Here is a 19,574-nt window from a genome sequence, read left to right on the forward strand (position 1 = left end):
CGATGGCAGGCATTTTCGTCTATTCCGAAGACCTGGCCCTCGCCGGCCAACTCCTCACCCCCGCCCTGGACCTGAAGCGCAGCCTGGGCCAGCCCGTGGTCGCCCTCACGGCCGATGCGGCCTCCGCCGCGGCCCTCGCCGCCCTGGGCCCGGACCGCGTCCTGGTGCTGGAGGCGGGCCCGGCCTCCCCCGAGGCCCTGGCGCCGGCCCTGGCCGACCTCCTCCAGCGCGAAGGGGCCCAGGTGGTCCTGGTGGGCGGCACCCTCCGGGGCAAGCACGTGGCCGCCCACCTCGCGGCCGTCCTGGACGCGGGCCTGGCCAGCGACGCCAAGGCCCTCGCGCCGGCGGAAGGGGGCCTGGGCGTCCAGCGGATCCTCTACGGCGGCCTCGCCGTCTCCGAGGAGGTGCTGGCCTACCCGGCCGTCGTGACCGTCCAGGCGCGGACCTTCCTTCCCCCGCCCCCCTCCGCCGCCGAGGTGGCCATCGCGCCCCAGGCCGTCCTGGCGGACGCCCGGGTCCAGGTGACCCGGGTGGAGCAGGCCGCCCGGGAGGGGGTCGACATCGCCGCCTCCCAGCGCCTCGTGGCCGTGGGCCGCGGGTTCCGCACCCGGGAGGACCTGGACCTCGCCGCCGGCCTCGCCGGCGCCCTCCAGGCCGACCTGGCCTGCACCCGGGGCATCGCGGAGGATGAGCACTGGCTCCCCATCGAGCGCTACATCGGGATCAGCGGCCAGACCGTGAAGCCCGAGCTCTATGTGGCCGCCGGCCTTTCCGGCCAGGTCCAGCACCTGGTGGGCTGCCGGGAGGCCAAGGTCATCGTCGCCATCAACAGCGACGAGCGGGCCCCCATTTTCGAGGCGGCGGACTACGGCATCGTGGGGGACCTCTACCAGGTCCTCCCCCTGCTCACCGCCGCCCTGGCCCGGTGAGGCGTTCCCATGGCAGATGAATCCTTCGACGCCATCGTGGTGGGGGCAGGTCCGGCCGGTTGTGCCTGCGCCTATTCCCTCGCCCGTTTTGGCCGGAACGTGCTCCTCCTGGAGCGCGGCGACGCCCCCGGCGCCAAGAACGTCAGCGGCGGCCGGCTCTACACCTATGCGCTCGACCTGGTGGACCCCGGGCTCCGCGCCCGGGCCCCCCTCCAGCGCAAGATCATCCGGGAGCAGGTCATGCTCCTGGATGCGCGGCGGGCCCTCACCGTGGACTTCCACGACCCGGCCTTCGGGGACGAGGCCCCCAACGCCTACAGCGTCGTCCGTGCTTCCTTGGACGCCTGGTTTGCCGGGGAGGCCGAGGCGGCCGGGGCCATGGTGGCCTCGGGCGTCAAGGTGGACGGCCTCCTGGAGGAGGGCGGCCGCATCGTGGGGATCCGCGCCGGCGAGGACGAGATGCGGGCCGACGTGGTCATCGCCGCGGACGGCGTCAACGCCGTCCTCGGACGCCAGGCCGGGCTCTTCCCCGATGTCCAGGCCCGCGCCGTGGGCCTGGGCCTCAAGGAGACCCTGGAACTGCCGGACGATGTCATCGACGCCCGGTTCGGCGTTGGGCCGGAAGAAGGGGCGGCCCGGGTGGCCGTGGGCTGCACCGCCGGCATGGCCGGAGGCGCCTTCCTCTACACCAACCGGGGCAGCCTCTCCCTGGGCCTGGTGGTGAATCCCGAGCAGGCCGGCAGGAGCGGCCGCCCCGTCCAGGAGCTGCTCCAGGACCTCAAGACCCACCCCGCCATCGCCCCCCTCGTGGCGGGCGCCACCCCCGTGGAGTTCGGCGCCCACCTCGTGCCCGAACTGGGCCACGACGGGGTCCCGGAGCGGCTCCACCGCGAGGGCCTCCTCGTCGTGGGGGACGCCGCGCAGTTCGGCATCAACACGGGCCTCATCATCCGGGGCATGGACCTGGCCATCGTCAGCGGCCTCGCGGCGGCCCAGGCCGTCATCGCGTCCCCGAAGGCTTCCCAGTGCGGCGAGGCCTACATGCGGCGGCTGGAGGAACTCTCCCTCCTGCCCTCCCTCGAGGCCTACCGCCGCTTCCACCGCCTCTTCGAGATCGGCCGCATCTTCCGGGAATACCCGGCGATGGCGGGCGACATCATGCAGTTCCTGTTCAAGGTGGACGGCACCGTGCCGCCCCCCATGGTCCGGCGGATCCGCCAGCTCGTGAAGGCGCGCGTGCCCTTCGGCCAGCTGGCGCGCGACGCCTGGAAGGGGTTCCGCAGCCTATGACCCTCAAGCGACTCACTCCCGAGGAGGCCCTCGGCCTCGACCGGTTCAACGTGGACGAAGGCAACCCCCACATCCTCCTGGACAAGGCGCGCTGCGCGTCCTGCCCGGACCGCCCCTGCCTCTGGGCCTGCCCCGCCCGGCTCTACCGCCTCAAGGACGGCGAGGTGCAGTTCGACTGCGCCGGCTGCCTCGAATGCGGGACCTGCCGCGTGGTCTGCACCCACGGAGGCCTCGTCTCCTGGAGCCATCCCGGCGCCACCTTCGGCGTCACCTTCCGCTGCAGCTAGCCCGCGGAACCCCACCCGCCCCCTCCGCCGCCCCCGAGGGCGCGCGGGGGAGGTCCTTCCCAAGGAGGTCACCATGACCGAAACCGCCACCCTCCCCGCCTTCGAGGTCGGCCAGAGCTACGCCTGCGAGCAGGTCATCGACGACAGGCTCGTCCGCGAGTTCGCGGCCCTCAGCGGCGACCGCAACCCCATCCACCTCGACGACGCCGTCGCCGCCCGCAGCCGCTTCGGCCAGCGCGTCGCCCACGGCGTCATCCTGCTCGGCATCATCAGCCGCATCCTCGGCATGGAGATGCCCGGCCTGGGCACCGTCTACCTCGGCCAGACCTGCAACTTCAAGCTGCCCGTCCACATCGGCGACACGGTGCGGGCCGAGGTGACCATCAAGGAGCTCCTGCCCAAGAGCATCGCCACCCTGACCACGGTGGTGACCAAGCAGACCGGCGAGGTCGTCTTCGAGGGCGAGGCCCAGGTCAAGCTCCCCGGCTGGCTCTTCAAGGCCTGAGGCCGCCGGTGCCGGCCCATTCCGAGGGTGAATCGAGGATTTTTTCTCGATACACTGGCGGGGAGCCCGCCCCCGCCCCGGGGCGGCCGGAAAGCGCCCTCATGGAACTCCGCCTCCTCCGCTACTTCGCGGCCGTCGCCGAAGAACTGAACGTCACCCGCGCCGCGGAGCGCCTGCACACGGCCCAGCCCAACCTGAGCCAGCAGGTGCGGCGGCTGGAGGAGCTCGTCGGGGCGCCCCTCTTCCACCGCGACAAGCACCGGCTCCAGCTTTCGGAGGCGGGCAGGGCCCTCCTGCCCGCCGCCAAGGCCATCCTCGCGTCGGTGGACATGGCCCTCGAGCAGGCCCGGGCCGCGGCCCGGCGCGAGGTGAGCCGCATCGTGCTGGGCATCATCCCGGGCCCCGAGGGCATGGTGCTCTCCAGGATCGCGCCCCTCATCAAGGGCCAGTCCCCCGGGGCCCACCTCATCGTCCGCACCATGACCGGGCCCGAGATCGTCCAGGCCCTCCTGCGCCGGGAGATCACCGCGGGCTTCCTCCGGGGGCCCATCGACCACGCGGAGCTCACGGGCGGCCTCTTCATGCACGAGGAGGTCCGCGTCGTGCTGCCCGAGGCCTGGGACCTCGCGCGCCTGCCGCGCATCCCCGTCAAGGCCCTGGCGGGCCTGCCCCACATCCCCATCTCCCCGGCCGTGGCGCCCGCGGTGCACCAGGTCGCCCTGGACATCCAGGCCCGGGCCGGCGTGACCTTCACCGAATCCTTCTGCTCCGAGAACGTCCTCACCTCCCTGAACGCCGTCTCCGCGGGCCTCGGCTTCTGCTTCTTCGCAAACTACGTCGAGGACATCGTCCCCAAGGGCGTCGTCACCCGCCCCCTGGACCTGGACCCCGCGCCCACCCTCGACCTCATCTTCGCCCGGCGGCGCGACGACCACAGCCCCGCGTTGGCCATCCTCGAGGAGCTGGTGGAGACCCAGGCCTGACCCCGCCGCGGCACATGTTCCGGCAACGGAACACCCGGGCCCCGGAAGGCGCCGGCCCCCGCGCCGCAACCGCCCTGGCGGCGCCACTTGGACCGGCGCCGATCCTGGCACGGAGTCTGCTCTTCCTGGACATCCCATCCAGGAGCATCCCATGACCGCCCTGCTCATCGAGAACGTCGAGACCGTCGCGCTGGATCGCCTGCGCGCCAAAGCCGCCGCGGACGGCCTGACCCTCCAGGCCGAAGTCGCCCGCATCCTCGAAAGCGCCGCCTCCCGCCCCGCCCCCGTCCAGGCGCCGACGGTGGGCCTCTCCTTCCTCGATCTGGAAGAGGAGCCCGATTCCGTCGCCCTGCTCGAGGCCTACATGGAGGAATGGCAGCGCTGAATCCCGGGACCTGGCGGAAGCATGGCTACCGCCTGACCTCCAGGCCCAGCCGGGCCATGCGGCGGTAGAGGGTCGTGCGGCCGATGCCCAGGCGGCGGGCGGCCTCGGCGTAGTTCCCGGAGGCCGCGGCGATGGCGGCCTCGAGCTCCCGCCGCTCGGCGTCGGCCACGCTCCCGGCGGGGGCCGGGGCCGGCGCTTCGGGGGGAAGGCCGGCGAAGTCGGCGGCGCCGAGGGTGTGCGCGTCCGAGGCCAGCATGGCCTGCTCCAGGACGTTCTCCAGTTCGCGCACGTTGCCCGGCCAGGCCCGGGCGGCGAGGATCTCGAGCGCGTCCGGCCCCAGGTCCCGGGCCGGCGCCCCTTCCCGGTGCCCGATGCGCTCCAGGAGGTGCTCGCAGAGGGTCGGCAGGTCGCCGATGCGCTCCCGCAGGGGCGGCAGGGCGATGGTGAGGACATTGAGGCGGTAGAAGAGGTCGCGCCGGAAGCGCCCCTCCCGGATCATGGCCTCCAGGTTCCGGCTCGTGGCGGCGATGATGCGCACGTCCACCTTGAGCACCCGGTTGGAGCCCAGCGGCTCGAATTCCTGGTCCTGGAGGACGCGCAGGAGCTTGGACTGCAGGGACGGCGGCATGTCGCCGATCTCGTCCAGGAAGAGGGTGCCGCCGTCGGCCAGCTCGAACTTCCCCGGACGGGGCTTGCGCTCCGCCCCGGTGTAGGCCCCCGGGGCCACGCCGAAGAACTCGGCCTCCAGGAGCGTCTCGGGGATCGCGGCCACGTTCACGGCTACGAAGGGGCGGTCCGCGCGGGGACCCCCGGCGTGGATGGCATGGGCCACCAGTTCCTTGCCCGTGCCCGTCTCGCCCCGCAGGAGCACCGGCGCCTGGAGGAGGGCGGCCCTGCGCGCCAGGCGCTTTGTCTCCATGGCCTGGGGGCTCGTGCCCAGGAAGGAGGAGAAGGTGTACTTGGAGCGCCGCGCCTCCGCGAGCCGCCGCCGGGCGTGGGCCAGTTCGGCCTGGAGCTGGCCGTAGCGGTCCACGAAGGGCTTGAGGGGCTCCAGGTCGCTGTAGAGGGCGAAGGCCATGGCGCCCACCACCCGGCCGTCCTCGCCGCGCACCGGCATGCGCGTGACGACGAGGGCGTGGCCGCCGGCCTCGAAGATCTCGAGGAGGATGGGCTTGCCCGTGACCACCACCTGGCGCATGAGGCTGTTGGGCAGGAAGGTCTCGATCTCGCGGCCCAGCACGTCGGACGGCTCCACGCCGAGGTTGGCGGCGTAGCGCTCGCTGATCATCACCACGCGCACGTCCTGGTCCACCACGAGGCAGCCCTCCGCGAGCTCGTCGAAGCACGCGAAGAACTGCTGCGCGGCCTGCTGCTTGAGCAGGGGGAAGTCCTGGAAGATCGGCAGGGGCTTGGGCACCGGAGGCTCGGGGGGGATCGCCGTCCATGATCGCACGGAAGGCGCCGCCCCCGGTTCACCCGATCGTGCCGAACCGCCCGGCCTGGTAGTCCTCGAAGGCCCGCTGGATCTCCTCGGGGGTGTTCATCACGAAGGGGCCGTAGTGGGCGATGGGCTCCCGGAGGGGCTCGCCGGCCAGCACCATCACGCTGGCCGCCGTCACGGCCCCGAGGACCGCCCCGTCCCCGTCCCCGAGCCGGGCGACGGTGTCGGGCCCGGCCTCCGCCTCCCCGATGCGCACCGTCCCCGCCAGGGGGATCACGGCCGCCATCCAGGCGGGCGGAAGCGGCAGGGCGAAGGCCGCCCCCGCCTCCAGCTCCAGGTGGGCGCAGAGGAGGGGCACCGGCGTCTGGGCAGGACCGGTCACACCGGCGGCCGTCCCCGCGAGGACCCGGATCCGCCCCCCGGGCACGGGGACCCAGGGCATGGCGGCGGGCTGCAGATCGACGTAGCCCGGCGGGTCCTCCTTGCGGGCCCGGGGGAGGTTGATCCAGATCTGCACCCCCTCGATGGCGCCGCCCGTTTCCAGGTGCTCGGGCACCGGCATCTCCTCGTGGACGATGCCCCGGCCCGCGGTCATGAGCTGGGCCCCGCCGGGGTCGAGGCGCCCGGCACCGCCGGTGCTGTCCCGGTGGCGGAAGGCGCCCTGGAGGAGGTAGGTGAGGGTCTGGAACCCCTTGTGCGGGTGGGGCGGGAACCCCGCGTCCGTCCCCGGGGGCAGCACCATGGGCCCGAAGTGGTCCACGAGCAGGAAGGGGTCCATGTCGCGGAAGGCGTCGGTCCCGCGCTGGCCGAGGCCCGGCACGAGCCGCGTGAGGGGGACCCGGTTCCCGTCCTCCGTGGGCTGCCCGCGGTGGAGGGCGAGGATGCTGCGTTCTTTCATGGCTGCTCCTTTCCAGGATGGGCGGCGGAACCCAAGGTAGTCAGATCTTCACCGTCACGCCAGCGGCGAACGATGCGTCGTCGGTGTTCTCGTGGTGGGTGATGTTGTTGATGTAGCGCAGCGTCAGGAAGGCCCGCGGAGAGAGGTGCACGTGGACGCCCAGGTCGTGCTGGAGGCTCCCCTCGTGGAGCTTCGCGAAGGGCCTGGGCGTGCTGAACCCGCTCAGGAAGTAGAGCTGGAGGAAAGGCTGGACCGCGCGGCCCCGGCGGCCCTCCCAGGTGAGGTGGGCGCCCAGGTCGGGCCGGTAGTCGAGGCGGTCGTAGGCGGCGTTCCCCCGGCCCCGGAAGGTCCAGGCCGCGCCCGCGTATACGGTCTGCCCCGGGGTGGGGCGCCACCAGCCGCTGAAGCCGGCCGCGACGTCCCATCCCGCCCGGAAGGTCCCGTAGGCGTTGGCGAGCGGAGGCTTCACGGCCAGGGTCGCGCTCAGGCCGCCCCGCTCCGAGGCCCGGAGCTGGTGGACGAGGCCCAGCACCGGATCCTGGAGGCGGGTGGCGGAGGGGCCCAGGCGGAGGAAATCCAGCTTCCCGTTGCGGAAGGTCGCCACCACGGCCTGGTCCCGGGCCACCTCCTCCCGCCCCCACTGGCCGAAGCCGAAGGCGCCGTGGAAGGCCTCGATGGGCCCGTCCAGGCCGCCCCCGCCGTGCCGCTCCACCGGGAGCTCCAGGAAGACGTCCGTCCGGTCCGTGAGGCCGTGGCGCACCTGCAGGGTGGTGCGGCTGATCTGCTCGTCGAACCAGAAGAGGAAGGAGGCCTGGGGATACGCCGCGCCGAGGGCCTCCAGGCGGGCCCGGTCCAGGGTGACCCGGCCGTTCAACCACGCGGGCGGATGGTCCTTGATCAGGTCCGAGAACTCGAACACGTTGGATTCCACGTGGGTCAGGCTGAACTGCCAGGCGCCCCGGCCCGTCGGCCGTGGATCCAGGGGCTGATAGGTCATGGGGGCCTGGAGCAGGGTGAACATGTTCCGGGTGGGGAGGGGGCCGGGTTCAAGGGGGGCCTGGGCCTGGAGGGACAGGCCGAGGGCCAGCGCGAGGAGGCTGCGCATGGGGGGGCTCCTTTCATTCGCCGGAGGGATGGACCTCCGGCCGCCGGGGATCGAACCCGGTCGGGGCATCGGGGCGAGGGTTGCTTTCTGGGTGAAAGCTGGTTTCCCTGTGATAGCTATCATGCTTCGCCAGCTTGCCCTTGTCAAGGAGCTTTCTTGAAGATAGTTTGTAGGTGCCCCCCCCGGGCCTTGGACCCCTCCATGCACCCTTCCGAATCCGCCGAATGCACCCGCTTCCGCCTGGCCATCGACCTGTTGGCCAAGCCCTGGTCCGGCCAGATCCTCTGGATCCTCCAGGGGGGGCCGCTGCGGTTCAACGAACTGGCCACCCAGGTGGAGGGCATCGGCGAGAAGGTCCTGTCCGCGCGGCTCAAGGAACTGGAGTGCCAGGGCCTCCTGGTGCGCCGGGTGCTCCCCACCACCCCCGTGCGGGTGGAGTACGAGCTCACCGAGGCCGGCCGCGGCTTCCGGACGGTGGTGGAGGCCGTGACCCGCTGGGGCGAGCAGATCCACGCCTGCCGCCAGGACTGATCCCCGCGGACGGCCGGGAGCCCGGTCTCGGCGCGGGCGCCGTTGTCTGTTATAACAAACATCGGAATCCCCCCTGGAGCCCCGATGCTGCGCCGCGCCCTGCTCACCCTCCTTTGCGCCCTCTTCGCCGCGGGCCCCGCCCTGCGCGCCCAGGGGCCCCGGAAGCCGCTCAGCGTCGTGGCCGCCGCCGACCTGCGCGGCGTCTTCGACGAGCTCAAGGCCGCCTTCGAGGCCCGCACGCCGGGCGTCGAACTCAAGGTGGCCTTCGGCGCGTCGGGAAGCCTCACGGCCCAGATCCTCCAGGGGGCCCCCTTCGACGTGTTCCTGGCCGCCGACACGGGCTTCCCGGAGCAGGTCCGGAAGGCCGGCCTCGCGACCCCGGAGGGCCCCTTCCCCTACGCCCTGGGCACCCTCACCCTCTGGGTGCGCCGGGACCTCGGGCTGGACCCGGCCCGGGACGGCCTCCAGGTGCTGACCAGCCCAGCCCTCCGGAAGATCGCCACGGCCAACCCCCAGGTGGCGCCCTACGGGCGCGCCGGGGAAGCCGCGCTGCGCCACGCGGGCCTCTACGACCAGGTGCGGTCCCGGCTGGTCTTCGCGGACAACATCGCCCAGGCCGCCCAGTTCCTCCAGACCGGCACGGCGGAGGCCGGCCTCATCTCCCTCGCCCAGGCCGAGCACCCCGCGCTGCGCCAGTCCGGCATCGCCTGGCGCGTGCCCGCCGACGCCTATCCCCCGCTCCGCCAGGCCGGGGTCATCCTCGCCCGGACCCAGGTCCCCGAGCAGGCCCGGGCCTTCCGCGCCTTCCTCCTGGGGCCCGAAGGCCAGGGGATCCTGGCCCGCCACGGCTTCGGCAAGCCCTGACATGGACTGGGAAGCGGTCCGCCTCAGCCTGCGACTGGCCCTGCTGTCCGTGGTCCTGCTGGTCCCCATCGGCACGGCCCTGGCCTGGCCCCTGGCCTTCGGCAGGTCCCGGGCCCGGCTCGTCCTGGAAGCGCTGACCTCCCTGCCGCTGGTGCTGCCGCCCACCGTCCTCGGCTTCTACCTCATCGTCGCCCTGGGCCCCCGCAGCCCCCTGGGCCACGCCTGGGAGGCGCTGACCGGGACCCGCCTCGTGTTCACCTTCCAGGGCCTCCTCCTGGCCCAGCTCGTCACCAACCTGCCCTTCTTCCTCCAGCCCCTCGTCGCCTCCCTGGGCGGGGTCGACCGGCGCCTCCTGGAGGCCGCCGCGACCCTGGGCTCCCGCGCCCCCGGCATCTACCTGCGAGTCGCGCTGCCCCTGGCCTGGCGGGGCCTCCTGTCGGGCACCATCCTCAGCTTCGCCCATTCCATCGGGGAGTTCGGGGTGGTCCTCATGGTCGGGGGCAACATCCCCGGCGCCACGCGCACCGCCTCCATCGCCCTCTTCGACCAGGTGCAGGGCTTCGACATGGCCGGCGCGAACCGGACCGCCCTCCTCCTCCTGGCCTTCGCCCTGGCGGTGCTCTCGTCCACCGCCTGGCTCCGCTCCCGGGAGCGCGCATGGAACTGACGGCGGAGTTCCGGAAGACCTTCCCCGGCGGGCCCTCCATCGAGGCCTCCCTCCGCCTGGGCCTGGAGGCGCGGGGACTCACGGTGCTTTTCGGGCCCTCCGGGTGCGGCAAGACGACGGTCCTGCGGTGCCTGGCCGGCCTGGAGACGCCGGACGAAGGCCGCATCGCCGCCGGCCCAGCCCTGTGGTTCGAGGCGGGCCGCGGCAACGTGGTCCCCGCCCCGGCCCGCCGCGTGGGCTACGTGTTCCAGGAGCCCATGCTGTTCCCGCACCTGAGCGTGCGCGGCAACATCGCCTACGGCCTCCACGGCTGGACCCGGGAGCAGCGCCAGGCGCGGGTGGAGGCCATGGTCCAGGTCGCGGGCCTCGCGGGCCTCGAGCACCGCAGGCCCCGGGAGCTCTCCGGCGGCCAGAAGCAGCGGGTCGCCCTGGCCCGGGCCCTGGCCCCCCGCCCCTCCCTGGTGCTGCTGGACGAGCCCTTCGCCTCCCTGGACCGGGCCGCCACGGAGGAACTCCGCCACAACCTGCGGCAGATCCTCCACCACCTGGATGTGCCCGCCGTCCTCGTCACCCACAATCCCCTGGACGCCCTGGCCCTGGGCGACCGGATGGTCCTCATGGCCGGAGGGAAGGTGCTCCGGGAGGGCACCCCCGCCGCGCTCCTGGCCCAGGCCGACGTCCTGCCCGCGGAGGCCTTCGGGTCGGTGGTCCGGGCCCGGGTCCTGGGCCGCACCGAGGGCCTGCTGCGGCTGGCCGCGGGCAGCGCCGAACTCTACGCCCCCGATCCGGGCGGCCCCCTGGACGAGGTCTACGCCTGCATCCGCGGCGAGGGGGTGGCCCTGGAGCGGGGCCCCCACGGCCTCATGACCCAGCGCAACCGCGTCCCCGCCACCCTCCTCCGCCTTGAGGAGGCCGGGGCCCTCACCCGGGTCCACCTGGACGCGGGCTTCCCCCTCCACGCCCTCATCACCGCCTGGGCCGCCCGGGACATGGGCCTGGAGGCGGGCCTCCCCGTGCACGCCCTCATCAAGGCCAGCGCCATCCAGGTGATCCCCATCGAACGGTAGCTACCGTTTGCCGAGGAGGGGCCGAAGGGCCTGCCAGGTCTCCTGGACGGCATCGCCGGCCCGGGCCTCCATGGCCCGGAACACCCGGAGCACCTCCCGCCCCGTGTCCGTGAGGGTCGCGCCCCCCTTCTGGCTGCCGCCCCGGACCGTCTCCACGAGGGGGCCGTTGAAGCATTGGTTCATCTCGTCCACGAGGCGGCGGGTCTTCCAGTAGCTGAGCCCCAGCGCCTTGCCGCCCCCCGAGATGGAGCGGCAGGCGTCGATGGCCTCCAGGAGCGCGGCCTTGCCCGGTCCGAAGGCGAACGTGTCGCCGCAGCGGACGCGGAGCTTGATCTGGATCTCGGGTTCGGGGGCGGGGACCATGGGGCTCTCCCTCCAGCATGCCACGGTCCCGGCGCGGCGCGGGGCCGGCGCCTGAAAACGGGGGCCGGGACGGTCCTTTCGAGGTATGTCATAGTTATTTTCTATTAATTTTAATTGATCCATAGCTGTATTCTGGGTGTTCGACTGGCCCGGCCCCGCCTGCCCCGCGGGATGCCCGGAACGCCCCTCCGCCCACCGCGGGACCGCCCACCGCCCCCTTGGCGGGGGCGGCCCCGCCCGTCCCAGGAGTCCCATGCCCCTCGCCCTGCTCGTCGCCGATCCCTTCGCGGGCACCCTCGCCCTCCTGGCCCTGGTGTGGGTCGCCGCCAAGGTAGGCGGCGACCTGGCCGTGCGCGCCCGGGTTCCGGCGGTGGCGGGCGAACTGGCCGCGGGCCTCGCCCTGGCGGCCCTGGCCCGCTACCTGCCGGGATTCCCCGACATCGGCGGCTCCGGCGCGGCTGACGTGCTCGCCAACCTGGGCGTCATCGTGCTCATGTTCGCGGTCGGCCTGGAATCCAGCGTGCCCCAGATGCTCAAGGTGGGCCTGGCCTCCACCCGGGTGGCCCTCCTGGGGGTGGGGCTGCCCATGGCCGCGGGTCTGGCCGGGGCCTGGCTGCTGCTGCCGGCGGGCACCCCCTTCGGCGTGGATCTCTTCATCGGCGCCTGTCTTTGCGCCACCAGCATCGGCATCAGCGCCCAGGTGCTCCGGGAGCAGGGCGCGGCCGATTCCGCGGAAGGCCGCGTGATCGTCGGCGCAGCCGTCATCGACGATGTGCTGGGCCTCCTCGTGCTCGTGGGGGTCAGCGGGCTCGTCACCGCCCAGGCCGCGGGCGGACCGATGCCCTGGGGAACGCTGGGCCGGACCCTGGCCCTCGCCCTGGCCTTTCTCCTGGTCGCCCTAACCGCCGGACGCTGGGCCACGCCCCGGGTGTGGGCCCTTGCGGGCCGGCTGCGCTCCAGCCAGCTCCTCCTGCCCCTCGCCCTGGCCTTCGCGTTCCTGCTCGCGTGGCTCGGCAACCTTGCCGGCCTCGCCCCCATCGTGGGCGCCTACGCCGCCGGACTCATCCTGGAGCCCGCCCACGTGGAGGCCCTGGAGACCCGGGAGGCCCACAGCCTGGAGCACCTCCTCCACCCGCTGGTCTCGGTCCTCTCGCCGGTGTTCTTCGTGGTCATGGGGGCCCGGGTGGACGTGGCCGCCCTCCTGGATCCGTCCACCCTCGGCCTCGCCGCTGCCCTGGCCCTCCTGGGCGTCCTCGGCAAGCTCCTCGCGGGCTTCGGCGGGGGTCGGGGCCTGCGCTGGCGGGTCCTGGGCTGGGGCATGGTGCCCCGGGGCGAGGTCGGCCTGATCTTCGTGGCGGTGGGCGCCCAGATCCAGGTGAACGGGGCGCCCCTCCTCTCCCCTGGGCTGCAGGCCGGCGTCATCGGCGCCCTCCTCCTCACGACCCTGGCCGGTCCCCTCGGCCTGGCCCGGGCCCTCCGCCGGGAAGCCGCATGACCCTGCCCGCCGCCGTCGCCCTCCTGGGGCTCCTGGTCTTCCTCGCCCACGCCCTGGAGGCGATCTTCCAGCGGACCAAGGTTCCCGACGTGCTCTTCCTGATGGGGCTCGGCCTCCTCCTGGGCCCGGCCACGGGCCTCCTGCGACCCGAAGCCCTCGGTGCCGCGGGCCCGCTGTTCACCACGGCGGCCCTCGTGGCGATCCTCTTCGAGGGGGGCTTGGGCCTGGACCTCCCGACCGTGGCCCGATCCATCCGGGGCGCCACGGGCCTCACCCTCTGGAACTTCCTGGGCACCCTCGCGGTGGCGGCGCCCCTGGCCAAGGGTCTCCTGGGCCTCACGTGGCTCCAGGCCGCCACCGTCGCCGCCTGCCTCGGCGGGACCTCCAGCGCGGTGGTGATCCCCCTGGTGCGCCGCTTCGGCGCGCCGGAGACGACCCGGGCCGCCCTCGCCCTCGAATCGGCCCTGTCGGACGTGCTCGTCATCATCGTGGCCCTGGGCCTCATGAACGCGCAGGCCGCGGGCCGGCTGCACCTGCCCGGGCTTCTGGGCGACATGGCCGGCGCCTTCACGGTGGCGGCGATCCTCGGCCTCGCCGCGGGCCTGGCCTGGAGCCTCCTCCTCGACAAGGTCCGCGCCGTCCGCCATTCCCTCTTCACGACGCCCGCCTTCGTGTTCGTGGTCTACGGCGCCGTGGAGGCCCTGGGCGCCAGCGGCGCCATCGCGGCCCTCGTCATGGGGCTGGTCCTCGGGAACGCCGGGCTCCTCCCTGGCGGCGGCGGGGAGCGGCCGCGCTTCGGAAAGCTGGCCCCGGGGGACCGCCAGGTCTTCGCGGAGGCCGTCTTCCTCATGAAGACCTTCCTCTTCGTCTACGTCGGCCTCTCGATCCGGTTCTCCGGGACGGCGCTGGCCCTCGCGGGCCTCGCCCTCGCCGGGGCCGTCCTGCTCGTGCGCGTTCCCGCGGTCCGCCTCAGCCTGCCCCCGGGGGGTACGGACCGGTCCGGCGCGCTGGTCGCGTCCGCCATGGGGGCCAAGGGCCTCGCGGCCGCCGTCGTGGCCTCCATCCCGCTCCAGATGGGGCTGCCCCGGGCCGAGGAGATCCGCCTCGTCGTCTTCGCCGTGGTGTTCTTCAGCATCCTGGCCTCCTCCCTCCTCCTCTTCCTGCAGGAACGCGGCTGGCTGCGGCTCCCCGGGCGGATCCTGTTCGGCGCCTACCCCGAGGCCCGATGAGCCCGCGACCTGCTAGCATGGCCCGGAAACCGGATCGCGGACGCCCCATGGAATGGCTGAACTACCACCACCTGTTCTACTTCTGGACGGTCGCCCGTGAGGGGAGCGTCACCCGGGCCGCCGCCGCGCTCCACCTCGCCCAGCCCACCCTCACCGCCCAGATCCGGACCCTGGAGGGCAGCCTCGGCGGGCCCCTCTTCACCCGCGTGGGACGGGGCCTGGCGATGACGGACCTCGGCCGGGTGGCCTACGGGTACGCGGAGCAGATCTTCGGCCTGGGCCGCGAGCTCCTCGACGCCTCCCGGGGCCGGACCGGCGCGGGCCCGATCCGCTTCGCCGTGGGCATCTCCGACGCCCTCTCCAAGCTCACCGTCTTCCGCCTCCTCCGGCCCGCCCTGGAGCTGGAGCAACCCGTGCGGCTCTCCTGCATCGAGGAGGGCAACGAGGTCCACTTCGCCATGCTCCTCCGCCACGAGCTCGACCTCGTGCTGTCCGACGTCCCCTTCACCCCCCGGAGCGGGCCCCGCGCCTACAACCACCTGCTCGGCGAAGCCCCGGTCAAGCTCTACGGCACCAAGGCCCTGCTCCGGCGGCACCCGGGATCCTTCCCCGGCCGCCTCCGGGGGGCCCCCTTCCTCCTTCCGCCCCGGGACACCGCCCTCCGCCGGGCCCTGGACCACTGGCTGGACCGGGAGCGCCTGGAACCCGCCATCGTGGCGGAGATCAGCGACGGCGCCCTCCTCAAGACCTTCGGAGGCGAAGGCCGCGGCTTCCTGCCCGCCCCCGCCGTGCTGGAGGAGGCCATGGCCCGCCAGCACGGGCTCCATCCCGCCGGCGAGGTGCCGGGGATCCGGGAACGCATCTATGCCGTCTCCGCCGAGCGCCGCCTCCAGCACCCCGCCGTCCTCGCCATCCGGGAGGCCGCGGTCCGGGAGGTTTTCGTGTAGGACGCTTGCTTGGCCGGGCTCTAGGGTGCGGTCACCTGGCCGGGGCCCTGGATCCGCGTCCGCAGGTCCTCCAGGACGCGGTCCGAGGCCTGGAGCCGGATGAAGCCCAGGCGGGGGTGCTCCAGGTCGATGACCACGTAGACCGTCACCGAGAAGATCAGGGCGAAGCCCAGGTGGTGCAGCCAGCTCCGGTTCCGCTCCTCGGCGCTGGCGTAGCCGGCCACGAGGGCCCCGGAGGAGGCGAGGACTAAGAGCATGGCGTAGATCACGCCCGGGGGGTGGAGCTGGGAGGTCATCGCGCGGGTCGTCACGATGTTGGCAAGCTCATTGACGGCGGGCACGACGAGGATGGAGACCTGCCCGCGCGGATCCCGGTCGCAGGCCGCCGCCGTCTCCTTCCAGAGCCGGTCCAGGAGCTGCTGCACGTTCCGCGCCTGGGCCTGGTGGGCGGGGGTGTCCGGCGCCTCGCGGTAGTAGGCGATCCGGGCATCCAGGTACCGGCGGCACAGGTCCCGCAGGGGCGGTTGTTCCTCGGGCCGCAGCAGGTCCAGGCGGTCGTAGGCGGTGCCGATGGCGTTGGCCTCCTGGGCGATGACCATGCGCCGGGCGTCGTACCGGGTCGCCGCGCCCGAGAAGGTGAGGGCCATCACGAGGCCCAGGAGGCCGAACAGGGCCCCCTCCACCGGGCCCAGCTGGGTCCTGGCGTCCGGATGGGCTTCCCGGCGCGCGCAGCCCAGGCGACGCCCCACTTCCATCAGGACCAGCATCCCGGCGAGCAGGGCCAGGGAAACCCCCAAAGCTTCAAAAATGAAAGACATAGGCCGTCCGCCCCCCATGCCCCCCCAAGGTAGGCGGCGAACGGCCAAAGGCCAGTCCGGGGTTCAGGCTTCGGGCCCGGCCCCTTCCGGTCCCGGGGACCCGAGGCCGGCGAGGCGCTCCCGGATCAGGGACCGCGCCTCCTGGAGCGTGGCCCCCTCCGCCTCCAGCGCCTCGCAGGCGGCCTGGTAGGGGACGGACGCGGCCCGGAGGGCCTGGACGATGCCTTGGATGCGGGGTTCCACGGAGCACACCAGATGGGATTGGATGAATCAAGCTTACCGCCACAGGCCTTGCCTGGCAAATTCACGTCAAGCGGCTGCGGAGATGATGCAAAGCGTCCCATTTCCCGTCCGGCGGGTTCCGGGCGCCGCTAGAATGCCCCCACACCAGGGAGACAAGCCATGCGGTCGCTCGGCCATATCCTTCTGGGCGGAGTCCAGTTCGGCGAAGACGAGGAGCACGCCCAGTTCCAGTTCCGCTTCCTCTTCGTCATCGTCCTGTCCGGGATCTTCACCTCCGGGAGCTTCATCCTCGGCCACCTGGCCGAGGCCAATCCCATGGGGCCCGTCCACGCCACGGTCATGGGCCTCCACATCGCCGCCTGCGCCATCCTGGCCGGGCTCCTCTACGGCCGCAGGGACCGCTTCCGGGGCGTGGCCTGGGCCTACGGGGCCATCTGCCTGGGGGTGATGACCTCCGCCCTGGTCCACGTGCCCGCGGACGAGCTCCGGATCCTCTGGTTCTTCCTGAGCCTCCCCGCCTTCCACCTCCTCCTGGGCCCCCGGGCCGGGGCCGCCTACGCCGTGGCCGCGATGGCCATCATCCTCGCCCTGAACCCCCGGCTCACGGCGGCCTATTCCGTCCACGCCCTCGCCACGGCCCTGGTCGGGATGACCTACCTCGCGATCGTCTTCCACGCCTTCTCGAGCCGCTCGATCTCGTACCACGCGCAGCTGGTGGCCTCCAAGCAGCGCCTCCGCGCGTGGTCCCTGCGCGACCCCCTGACGGGCCTGGCCAACCTGCGGGCCTACCGCGGGGCCGCGGACCAGGCCCTGGCGCTGGCGCGGCGGACCGGGACTCCCCTCGCGGTCCTCTTCATCGACCTGGACCACTTCAAGCGCATCAACGACACCCACGGCCACGAGGCCGGCGATGCGGTCCTCGTGGCCGTGGCCCGGTGCCTGGCCTCCGAGGTCCGGTCCTCGGACACGGCAGGGCGCATCGGCGGGGAGGAATTCGCGGTGCTCCTGCCCGCCACGGACGGCGCCGGCGCCCTGGCCCTGGGCGAGAAGCTCCGGCGGGCCGTGGAGGCCCTGGAGATCCCCGCGGGGAGCGCCCGCCTCCGCGTCACCGCCAGCATCGGGGTGGCCGGGCTTTCGGGACACCACGCCGCCTACGAGGCCCTCCAGGCGGAGGCCGACGCCGCCATGTACCGGGCCAAGCAGGGCGGACGCAACCGCGTCGCGGTGCTCACGGACGACGGGGCCGGCACGGGCGGTCCGCCGCCCCTGGAGCCGGCGGCCTTCGAGGCCGCGAACTGCCCCGCCTGCGCCTTCGGGCGGGGCGAGGGCACGTGCCCCCTCGCGGCGGTGGTGCGGACCCACGCCCATGCCCGCGCCGAGGCCGGCGAGATCCTCCTGGCCCTGGCGCCGCCCGACGGCGCTGGAGGGCGGGCCTGCGCCCTGGGCCGGAACCCGGCCGCCTGAGGCGCGGAAGCCCGGGGGGCCCAGGTATGATGGGCTGGGACGCCCCGCCGCCCCGCCCCGATCCCCATGACCCGGGTGGCCCCGGCCGCCCCAGCCCAGGACCCCCATGGAACGCCTCATCGCTGGCTCGCCCGAGTCCCGCAGCCTCGACCTCGCCGCCGTCAACCTGGCCCGGATCCAGGCCCTCTTCCCGGACGCCGTGGTGGAGGGGCGGCTCGAGGTGGAAGCCCTCCGCCTGGCGGTCGGCGAACCGATCAGCGAGGGGGAGGAGCGCTACGGCCTCACCTGGCACGGCAAACGCCGGGCGAAGCAGTTGGCCCTGACCCCCTCCACCGGCACCCTGCGCCCCCGCCCGGAAGAGAGCCTCGACTGGGACACCACCCGGAACCTGGTGATCGAGGGGGACAACCTGGAAGTGCTCAAGCTCCTCCAGAAGCCCTTCGCGGGGCGGGTGAAGCTGATCTACATCGACCCGCCCTACAACACCGGCCGGGATTTCGTGTACCCCGACAGCTACCAGGACACCCTGCGCAACTACCTGGAGGTCACGGGCCAGGCCGAGGAGGGGGCCCGGATCAGCTCCAACACCGAGGCCTCGGGCCGCTTCCACACCGACTGGCTGAACATGATGCTCCCCCGGCTCAGGCTGGCCCACAGCCTCCTCCAGCCGGCGGGGACCCTCCTGGCCTCCTGCGACGACAACGAGATGCCCCGCCTGCGCCTGCTCCTGGACGAGCTCTTCGGGGAGGAGAACTTCGTGGCCCAGCTGGTCTGGCAGCGCTCGCGGAAGGGCGACGCCAAGCTCATCGCCACCGTCCACGAGTACGTGCTCTGCTACGCCCGGGACAAGGAGGCCCTCCTGGAGGCCGGGATCTGGCGGAAACCCAAGGAGGGCGCCGACGAGGTGCTGGCCCACTACCGGGCCCTCCGGGCCCGGCTGGGCGGGGACCACGCCGCGATCCGCGAGGCCATGCAGGCCTTCTACCGGGGCCTGCCGGAGGGCGATCCCCGGCGGGCCCACCGGCACTACAACTGGTCCGACGACCGGGGCCTCTACTTCGCCGCCGACTTCGCCGGCCCGGACGACGGGCGTGCCTCCCGCCCCCGCCACGACATCCTCCACCCGGTCACGGGCAGGCCCTGCAAGAAGCCCTCCACGGGGTGGCGCTGGGACCAGGCCAAGACGGATTGGGCCCTGGCCCAGGTCCCGCCCCGGATCCACTTCGGCCCCGACGAGACCACCATTCCCACCCGGAAGAGCTACCTGGAGGAGATCGACAGCGAGCCCTTCAGTTCGGTCTTCTACCGCGACGGGCGGTCCGCGACGCTGGAGGTGGAGGCCCTGGTCGGCAAGGGCTGGTTCCCCTTCCCCAAGAACACGGACGTCCTCGCGGAGCTGATCGCCCTCGCCACCGGCCCGGAGGACCTCGTCCTGGACTTCTTCGCGGGGTCGGGAAGCACGGGCCACGCGGTCTGGAAGCTCAACGCCGGCTCGGGCTCCGCCCGGCGCTTCATCCTCGTCCAGCTCCCGGAGCCCACCGGCCGCGAACCCTACCGCACCATCGCCGACATCACCCGGCGGCGGCTGCGGGAGGCCGCCGCCCAGCTCCGGGCCGGCGGCGCGCGGGGGGACCTCGGCTTCCGCGCCTACCGCCTCGACACCTCCAACCTGCGGGCCTGGAACCCCCGGCCCGACGACCTCGCCGGCACCCTCTTCGAGGCCACCGACAACCTGGTCGAGGGCCGGACCCCGGAGGACCTCCTCGCCGAACTGTTCCTCAAACTGGGCTTCGATCCCGCCACCCCCGTGGCCACCCGGGCCATCGCGGGCCATACCGTCCACAGCGCCGGCGGAGGTCTCCTCATGGCCTGCCTCGACGCCGCCATCGGGGCCGACTACGAGGCCCTCGCCCAGGGCATCGCGGACTGGCGCTCCGAGCTTTCGCCGGCCGGGGAGACCACCCTCGTCTTCCGGGACGGCGCCTTCGCCGACGACGTGGCCAAGACCAACCTGACGGCGATCCTGGCCCAGCGCGGGCTTAGCCACGTGCGGAGCCTGTGAC

General features: G+C 73.2%; 21 protein-coding genes. 15 read left to right on the top strand and 6 right to left on the bottom strand.

Annotation, left to right across the window (positions count from 1 at the left end):
- The first annotated feature begins 2 nt into the window (after nt 1-2).
- The 6 genes from R2J75_RS17080 (at nt 3) to R2J75_RS17105 (ending at nt 4,379) form a co-directional block, all read left to right on the top strand.
- Nucleotides 3-929 (top strand): electron transfer flavoprotein subunit alpha/FixB family protein, encoded by a 927-nt coding sequence (locus R2J75_RS17080; RefSeq protein ID WP_243329149.1) that lies wholly within the window; start codon nt 3-5, stop codon nt 927-929.
- 9 nt (nt 930-938) lie between these two features.
- Nucleotides 939-2,219, top strand: a complete 1,281-nt coding sequence (locus tag R2J75_RS17085; RefSeq protein ID WP_243329148.1) for an FAD-dependent oxidoreductase — start codon at nt 939-941, stop codon at nt 2,217-2,219.
- Nucleotides 2,216-2,506, top strand: a complete 291-nt coding sequence (locus R2J75_RS17090; RefSeq protein ID WP_243329147.1) for a ferredoxin family protein — start codon at nt 2,216-2,218, stop codon at nt 2,504-2,506. Before R2J75_RS17085 ends, R2J75_RS17090 begins: the two co-directional genes overlap by 4 nt.
- A gap of 73 nt (nt 2,507-2,579) precedes the next feature.
- Nucleotides 2,580-3,011, top strand: a complete 432-nt coding sequence (locus tag R2J75_RS17095; protein ID WP_243329146.1) for a MaoC family dehydratase — start codon at nt 2,580-2,582, stop codon at nt 3,009-3,011.
- A gap of 101 nt (nt 3,012-3,112) precedes the next feature.
- Nucleotides 3,113-3,994, top strand: a complete 882-nt coding sequence (locus R2J75_RS17100) for a LysR substrate-binding domain-containing protein (protein ID WP_243329145.1) — start codon at nt 3,113-3,115, stop codon at nt 3,992-3,994.
- Between the two features lie 151 nt (nt 3,995-4,145).
- Nucleotides 4,146-4,379, top strand: a complete 234-nt coding sequence (locus R2J75_RS17105) for a hypothetical protein (protein ID WP_243329144.1) — start codon at nt 4,146-4,148, stop codon at nt 4,377-4,379.
- A 25-nt stretch (nt 4,380-4,404) separates the two neighbouring features.
- Here R2J75_RS17105 and R2J75_RS17110 read toward each other — a convergent pair whose 3' ends face one another.
- The 3 genes from R2J75_RS17110 to R2J75_RS17120 are packed head-to-tail and all read right to left on the bottom strand — an operon-like array spanning nt 4,405 to nt 7,823.
- Complete coding sequence (locus R2J75_RS17110) at nt 4,405-5,796, bottom strand: sigma-54 interaction domain-containing protein (protein ID WP_243329143.1); 1,392 nt, start codon at nt 5,794-5,796, stop codon at nt 4,405-4,407.
- A 55-nt stretch (nt 5,797-5,851) separates the two neighbouring features.
- The gene (locus tag R2J75_RS17115) at nt 5,852-6,718 is read right to left on the bottom strand and encodes a pirin family protein (protein WP_243345781.1); all 867 of its coding nucleotides are present in this window, start codon (nt 6,716-6,718) and stop codon (nt 5,852-5,854) included.
- A 40-nt stretch (nt 6,719-6,758) separates the two neighbouring features.
- Nucleotides 6,759-7,823: a DUF3187 family protein gene (locus tag R2J75_RS17120; RefSeq protein WP_243329141.1), complete on the bottom strand. Its 1,065-nt coding sequence runs from the start codon at nt 7,821-7,823 to the stop codon at nt 6,759-6,761.
- A gap of 201 nt (nt 7,824-8,024) precedes the next feature.
- Between R2J75_RS17120 and R2J75_RS17125 the strand changes: the two genes are divergently transcribed.
- From R2J75_RS17125 to R2J75_RS17140, 4 genes are all read left to right on the top strand, one after another.
- The gene (locus tag R2J75_RS17125; RefSeq protein ID WP_243329140.1) at nt 8,025-8,354 is read left to right on the top strand and encodes a winged helix-turn-helix transcriptional regulator; all 330 of its coding nucleotides are present in this window, start codon (nt 8,025-8,027) and stop codon (nt 8,352-8,354) included.
- 84 nt (nt 8,355-8,438) lie between these two features.
- Nucleotides 8,439-9,218, top strand: a complete 780-nt coding sequence (gene modA / locus R2J75_RS17130; RefSeq protein ID WP_243329139.1) for a molybdate ABC transporter substrate-binding protein — start codon at nt 8,439-8,441, stop codon at nt 9,216-9,218.
- A gap of 1 nt (nt 9,219) precedes the next feature.
- A complete protein-coding gene (modB, locus tag R2J75_RS17135) occupies nt 9,220-9,885 on the top strand; it encodes a molybdate ABC transporter permease subunit (protein WP_243329138.1) in 666 nt (221 codons plus the stop codon).
- Nucleotides 9,876-10,952 (top strand): molybdenum ABC transporter ATP-binding protein, encoded by a 1,077-nt coding sequence (locus R2J75_RS17140; protein WP_243345783.1) that lies wholly within the window; start codon nt 9,876-9,878, stop codon nt 10,950-10,952. Before modB ends, R2J75_RS17140 begins: the two co-directional genes overlap by 10 nt.
- On the opposite strand, the gene R2J75_RS17145 is transcribed toward R2J75_RS17140, so the two are convergent.
- Nucleotides 10,953-11,315, bottom strand: coding sequence for a winged helix-turn-helix domain-containing protein (locus R2J75_RS17145; RefSeq protein WP_243345785.1), 363 nt, complete (start codon nt 11,313-11,315; stop codon nt 10,953-10,955). It lies immediately after the preceding gene.
- A gap of 253 nt (nt 11,316-11,568) precedes the next feature.
- Between R2J75_RS17145 and R2J75_RS17150 the strand changes: the two genes are divergently transcribed.
- From R2J75_RS17150 to nhaR, 3 genes are read left to right on the top strand one after another with little or no spacing between them, the layout of a single operon-like run.
- Entirely contained in the window at nt 11,569-12,810 is a 1,242-nt protein-coding gene (locus R2J75_RS17150; RefSeq protein ID WP_243345788.1) for a cation:proton antiporter, read from the top strand.
- Nucleotides 12,807-14,039 (top strand): cation:proton antiporter domain-containing protein, encoded by a 1,233-nt coding sequence (locus tag R2J75_RS17155; RefSeq protein WP_243329134.1) that lies wholly within the window; start codon nt 12,807-12,809, stop codon nt 14,037-14,039. Before R2J75_RS17150 ends, R2J75_RS17155 begins: the two co-directional genes overlap by 4 nt.
- A 47-nt stretch (nt 14,040-14,086) precedes the next feature.
- Entirely contained in the window at nt 14,087-14,986 is a 900-nt protein-coding gene (gene nhaR, locus R2J75_RS17160; protein ID WP_316410682.1) for a transcriptional activator NhaR, read from the top strand.
- 20 nt (nt 14,987-15,006) lie between these two features.
- On the opposite strand, the gene R2J75_RS17165 is transcribed toward nhaR, so the two are convergent.
- On the bottom strand, nt 15,007-15,804 hold the full coding sequence (locus R2J75_RS17165; protein ID WP_316410683.1) for a bestrophin-like domain: 798 nt from the start codon (nt 15,802-15,804) through the stop codon (nt 15,007-15,009).
- A 63-nt stretch (nt 15,805-15,867) separates the two neighbouring features.
- A complete protein-coding gene (locus R2J75_RS17170; RefSeq protein ID WP_243345790.1) occupies nt 15,868-16,047 on the bottom strand; it encodes a hypothetical protein in 180 nt (59 codons plus the stop codon).
- Nucleotides 16,048-16,206: 159 nt separating this feature from the next.
- Between R2J75_RS17170 and R2J75_RS17175 the strand changes: the two genes are divergently transcribed.
- Both R2J75_RS17175 and R2J75_RS17180 read left to right on the top strand, forming a co-directional pair.
- Nucleotides 16,207-17,511 carry a GGDEF domain-containing protein gene (locus tag R2J75_RS17175; protein WP_316410684.1) on the top strand — a complete coding sequence of 435 codons (1,305 nt, stop codon included), beginning with the start codon at nt 16,207-16,209 and terminating at the stop codon, nt 17,509-17,511.
- 106 nt (nt 17,512-17,617) lie between these two features.
- Nucleotides 17,618-19,573: a site-specific DNA-methyltransferase gene (locus R2J75_RS17180; protein WP_316410685.1), complete on the top strand. Its 1,956-nt coding sequence runs from the start codon at nt 17,618-17,620 to the stop codon at nt 19,571-19,573.
- Nucleotide 19,574 lies beyond the last annotated feature (1 nt).

The organism is Mesoterricola sediminis (assembly GCF_030295425.1).
Taxonomy (GTDB): domain Bacteria; phylum Acidobacteriota; class Holophagae; order Holophagales; family Holophagaceae; genus Mesoterricola; species Mesoterricola sediminis.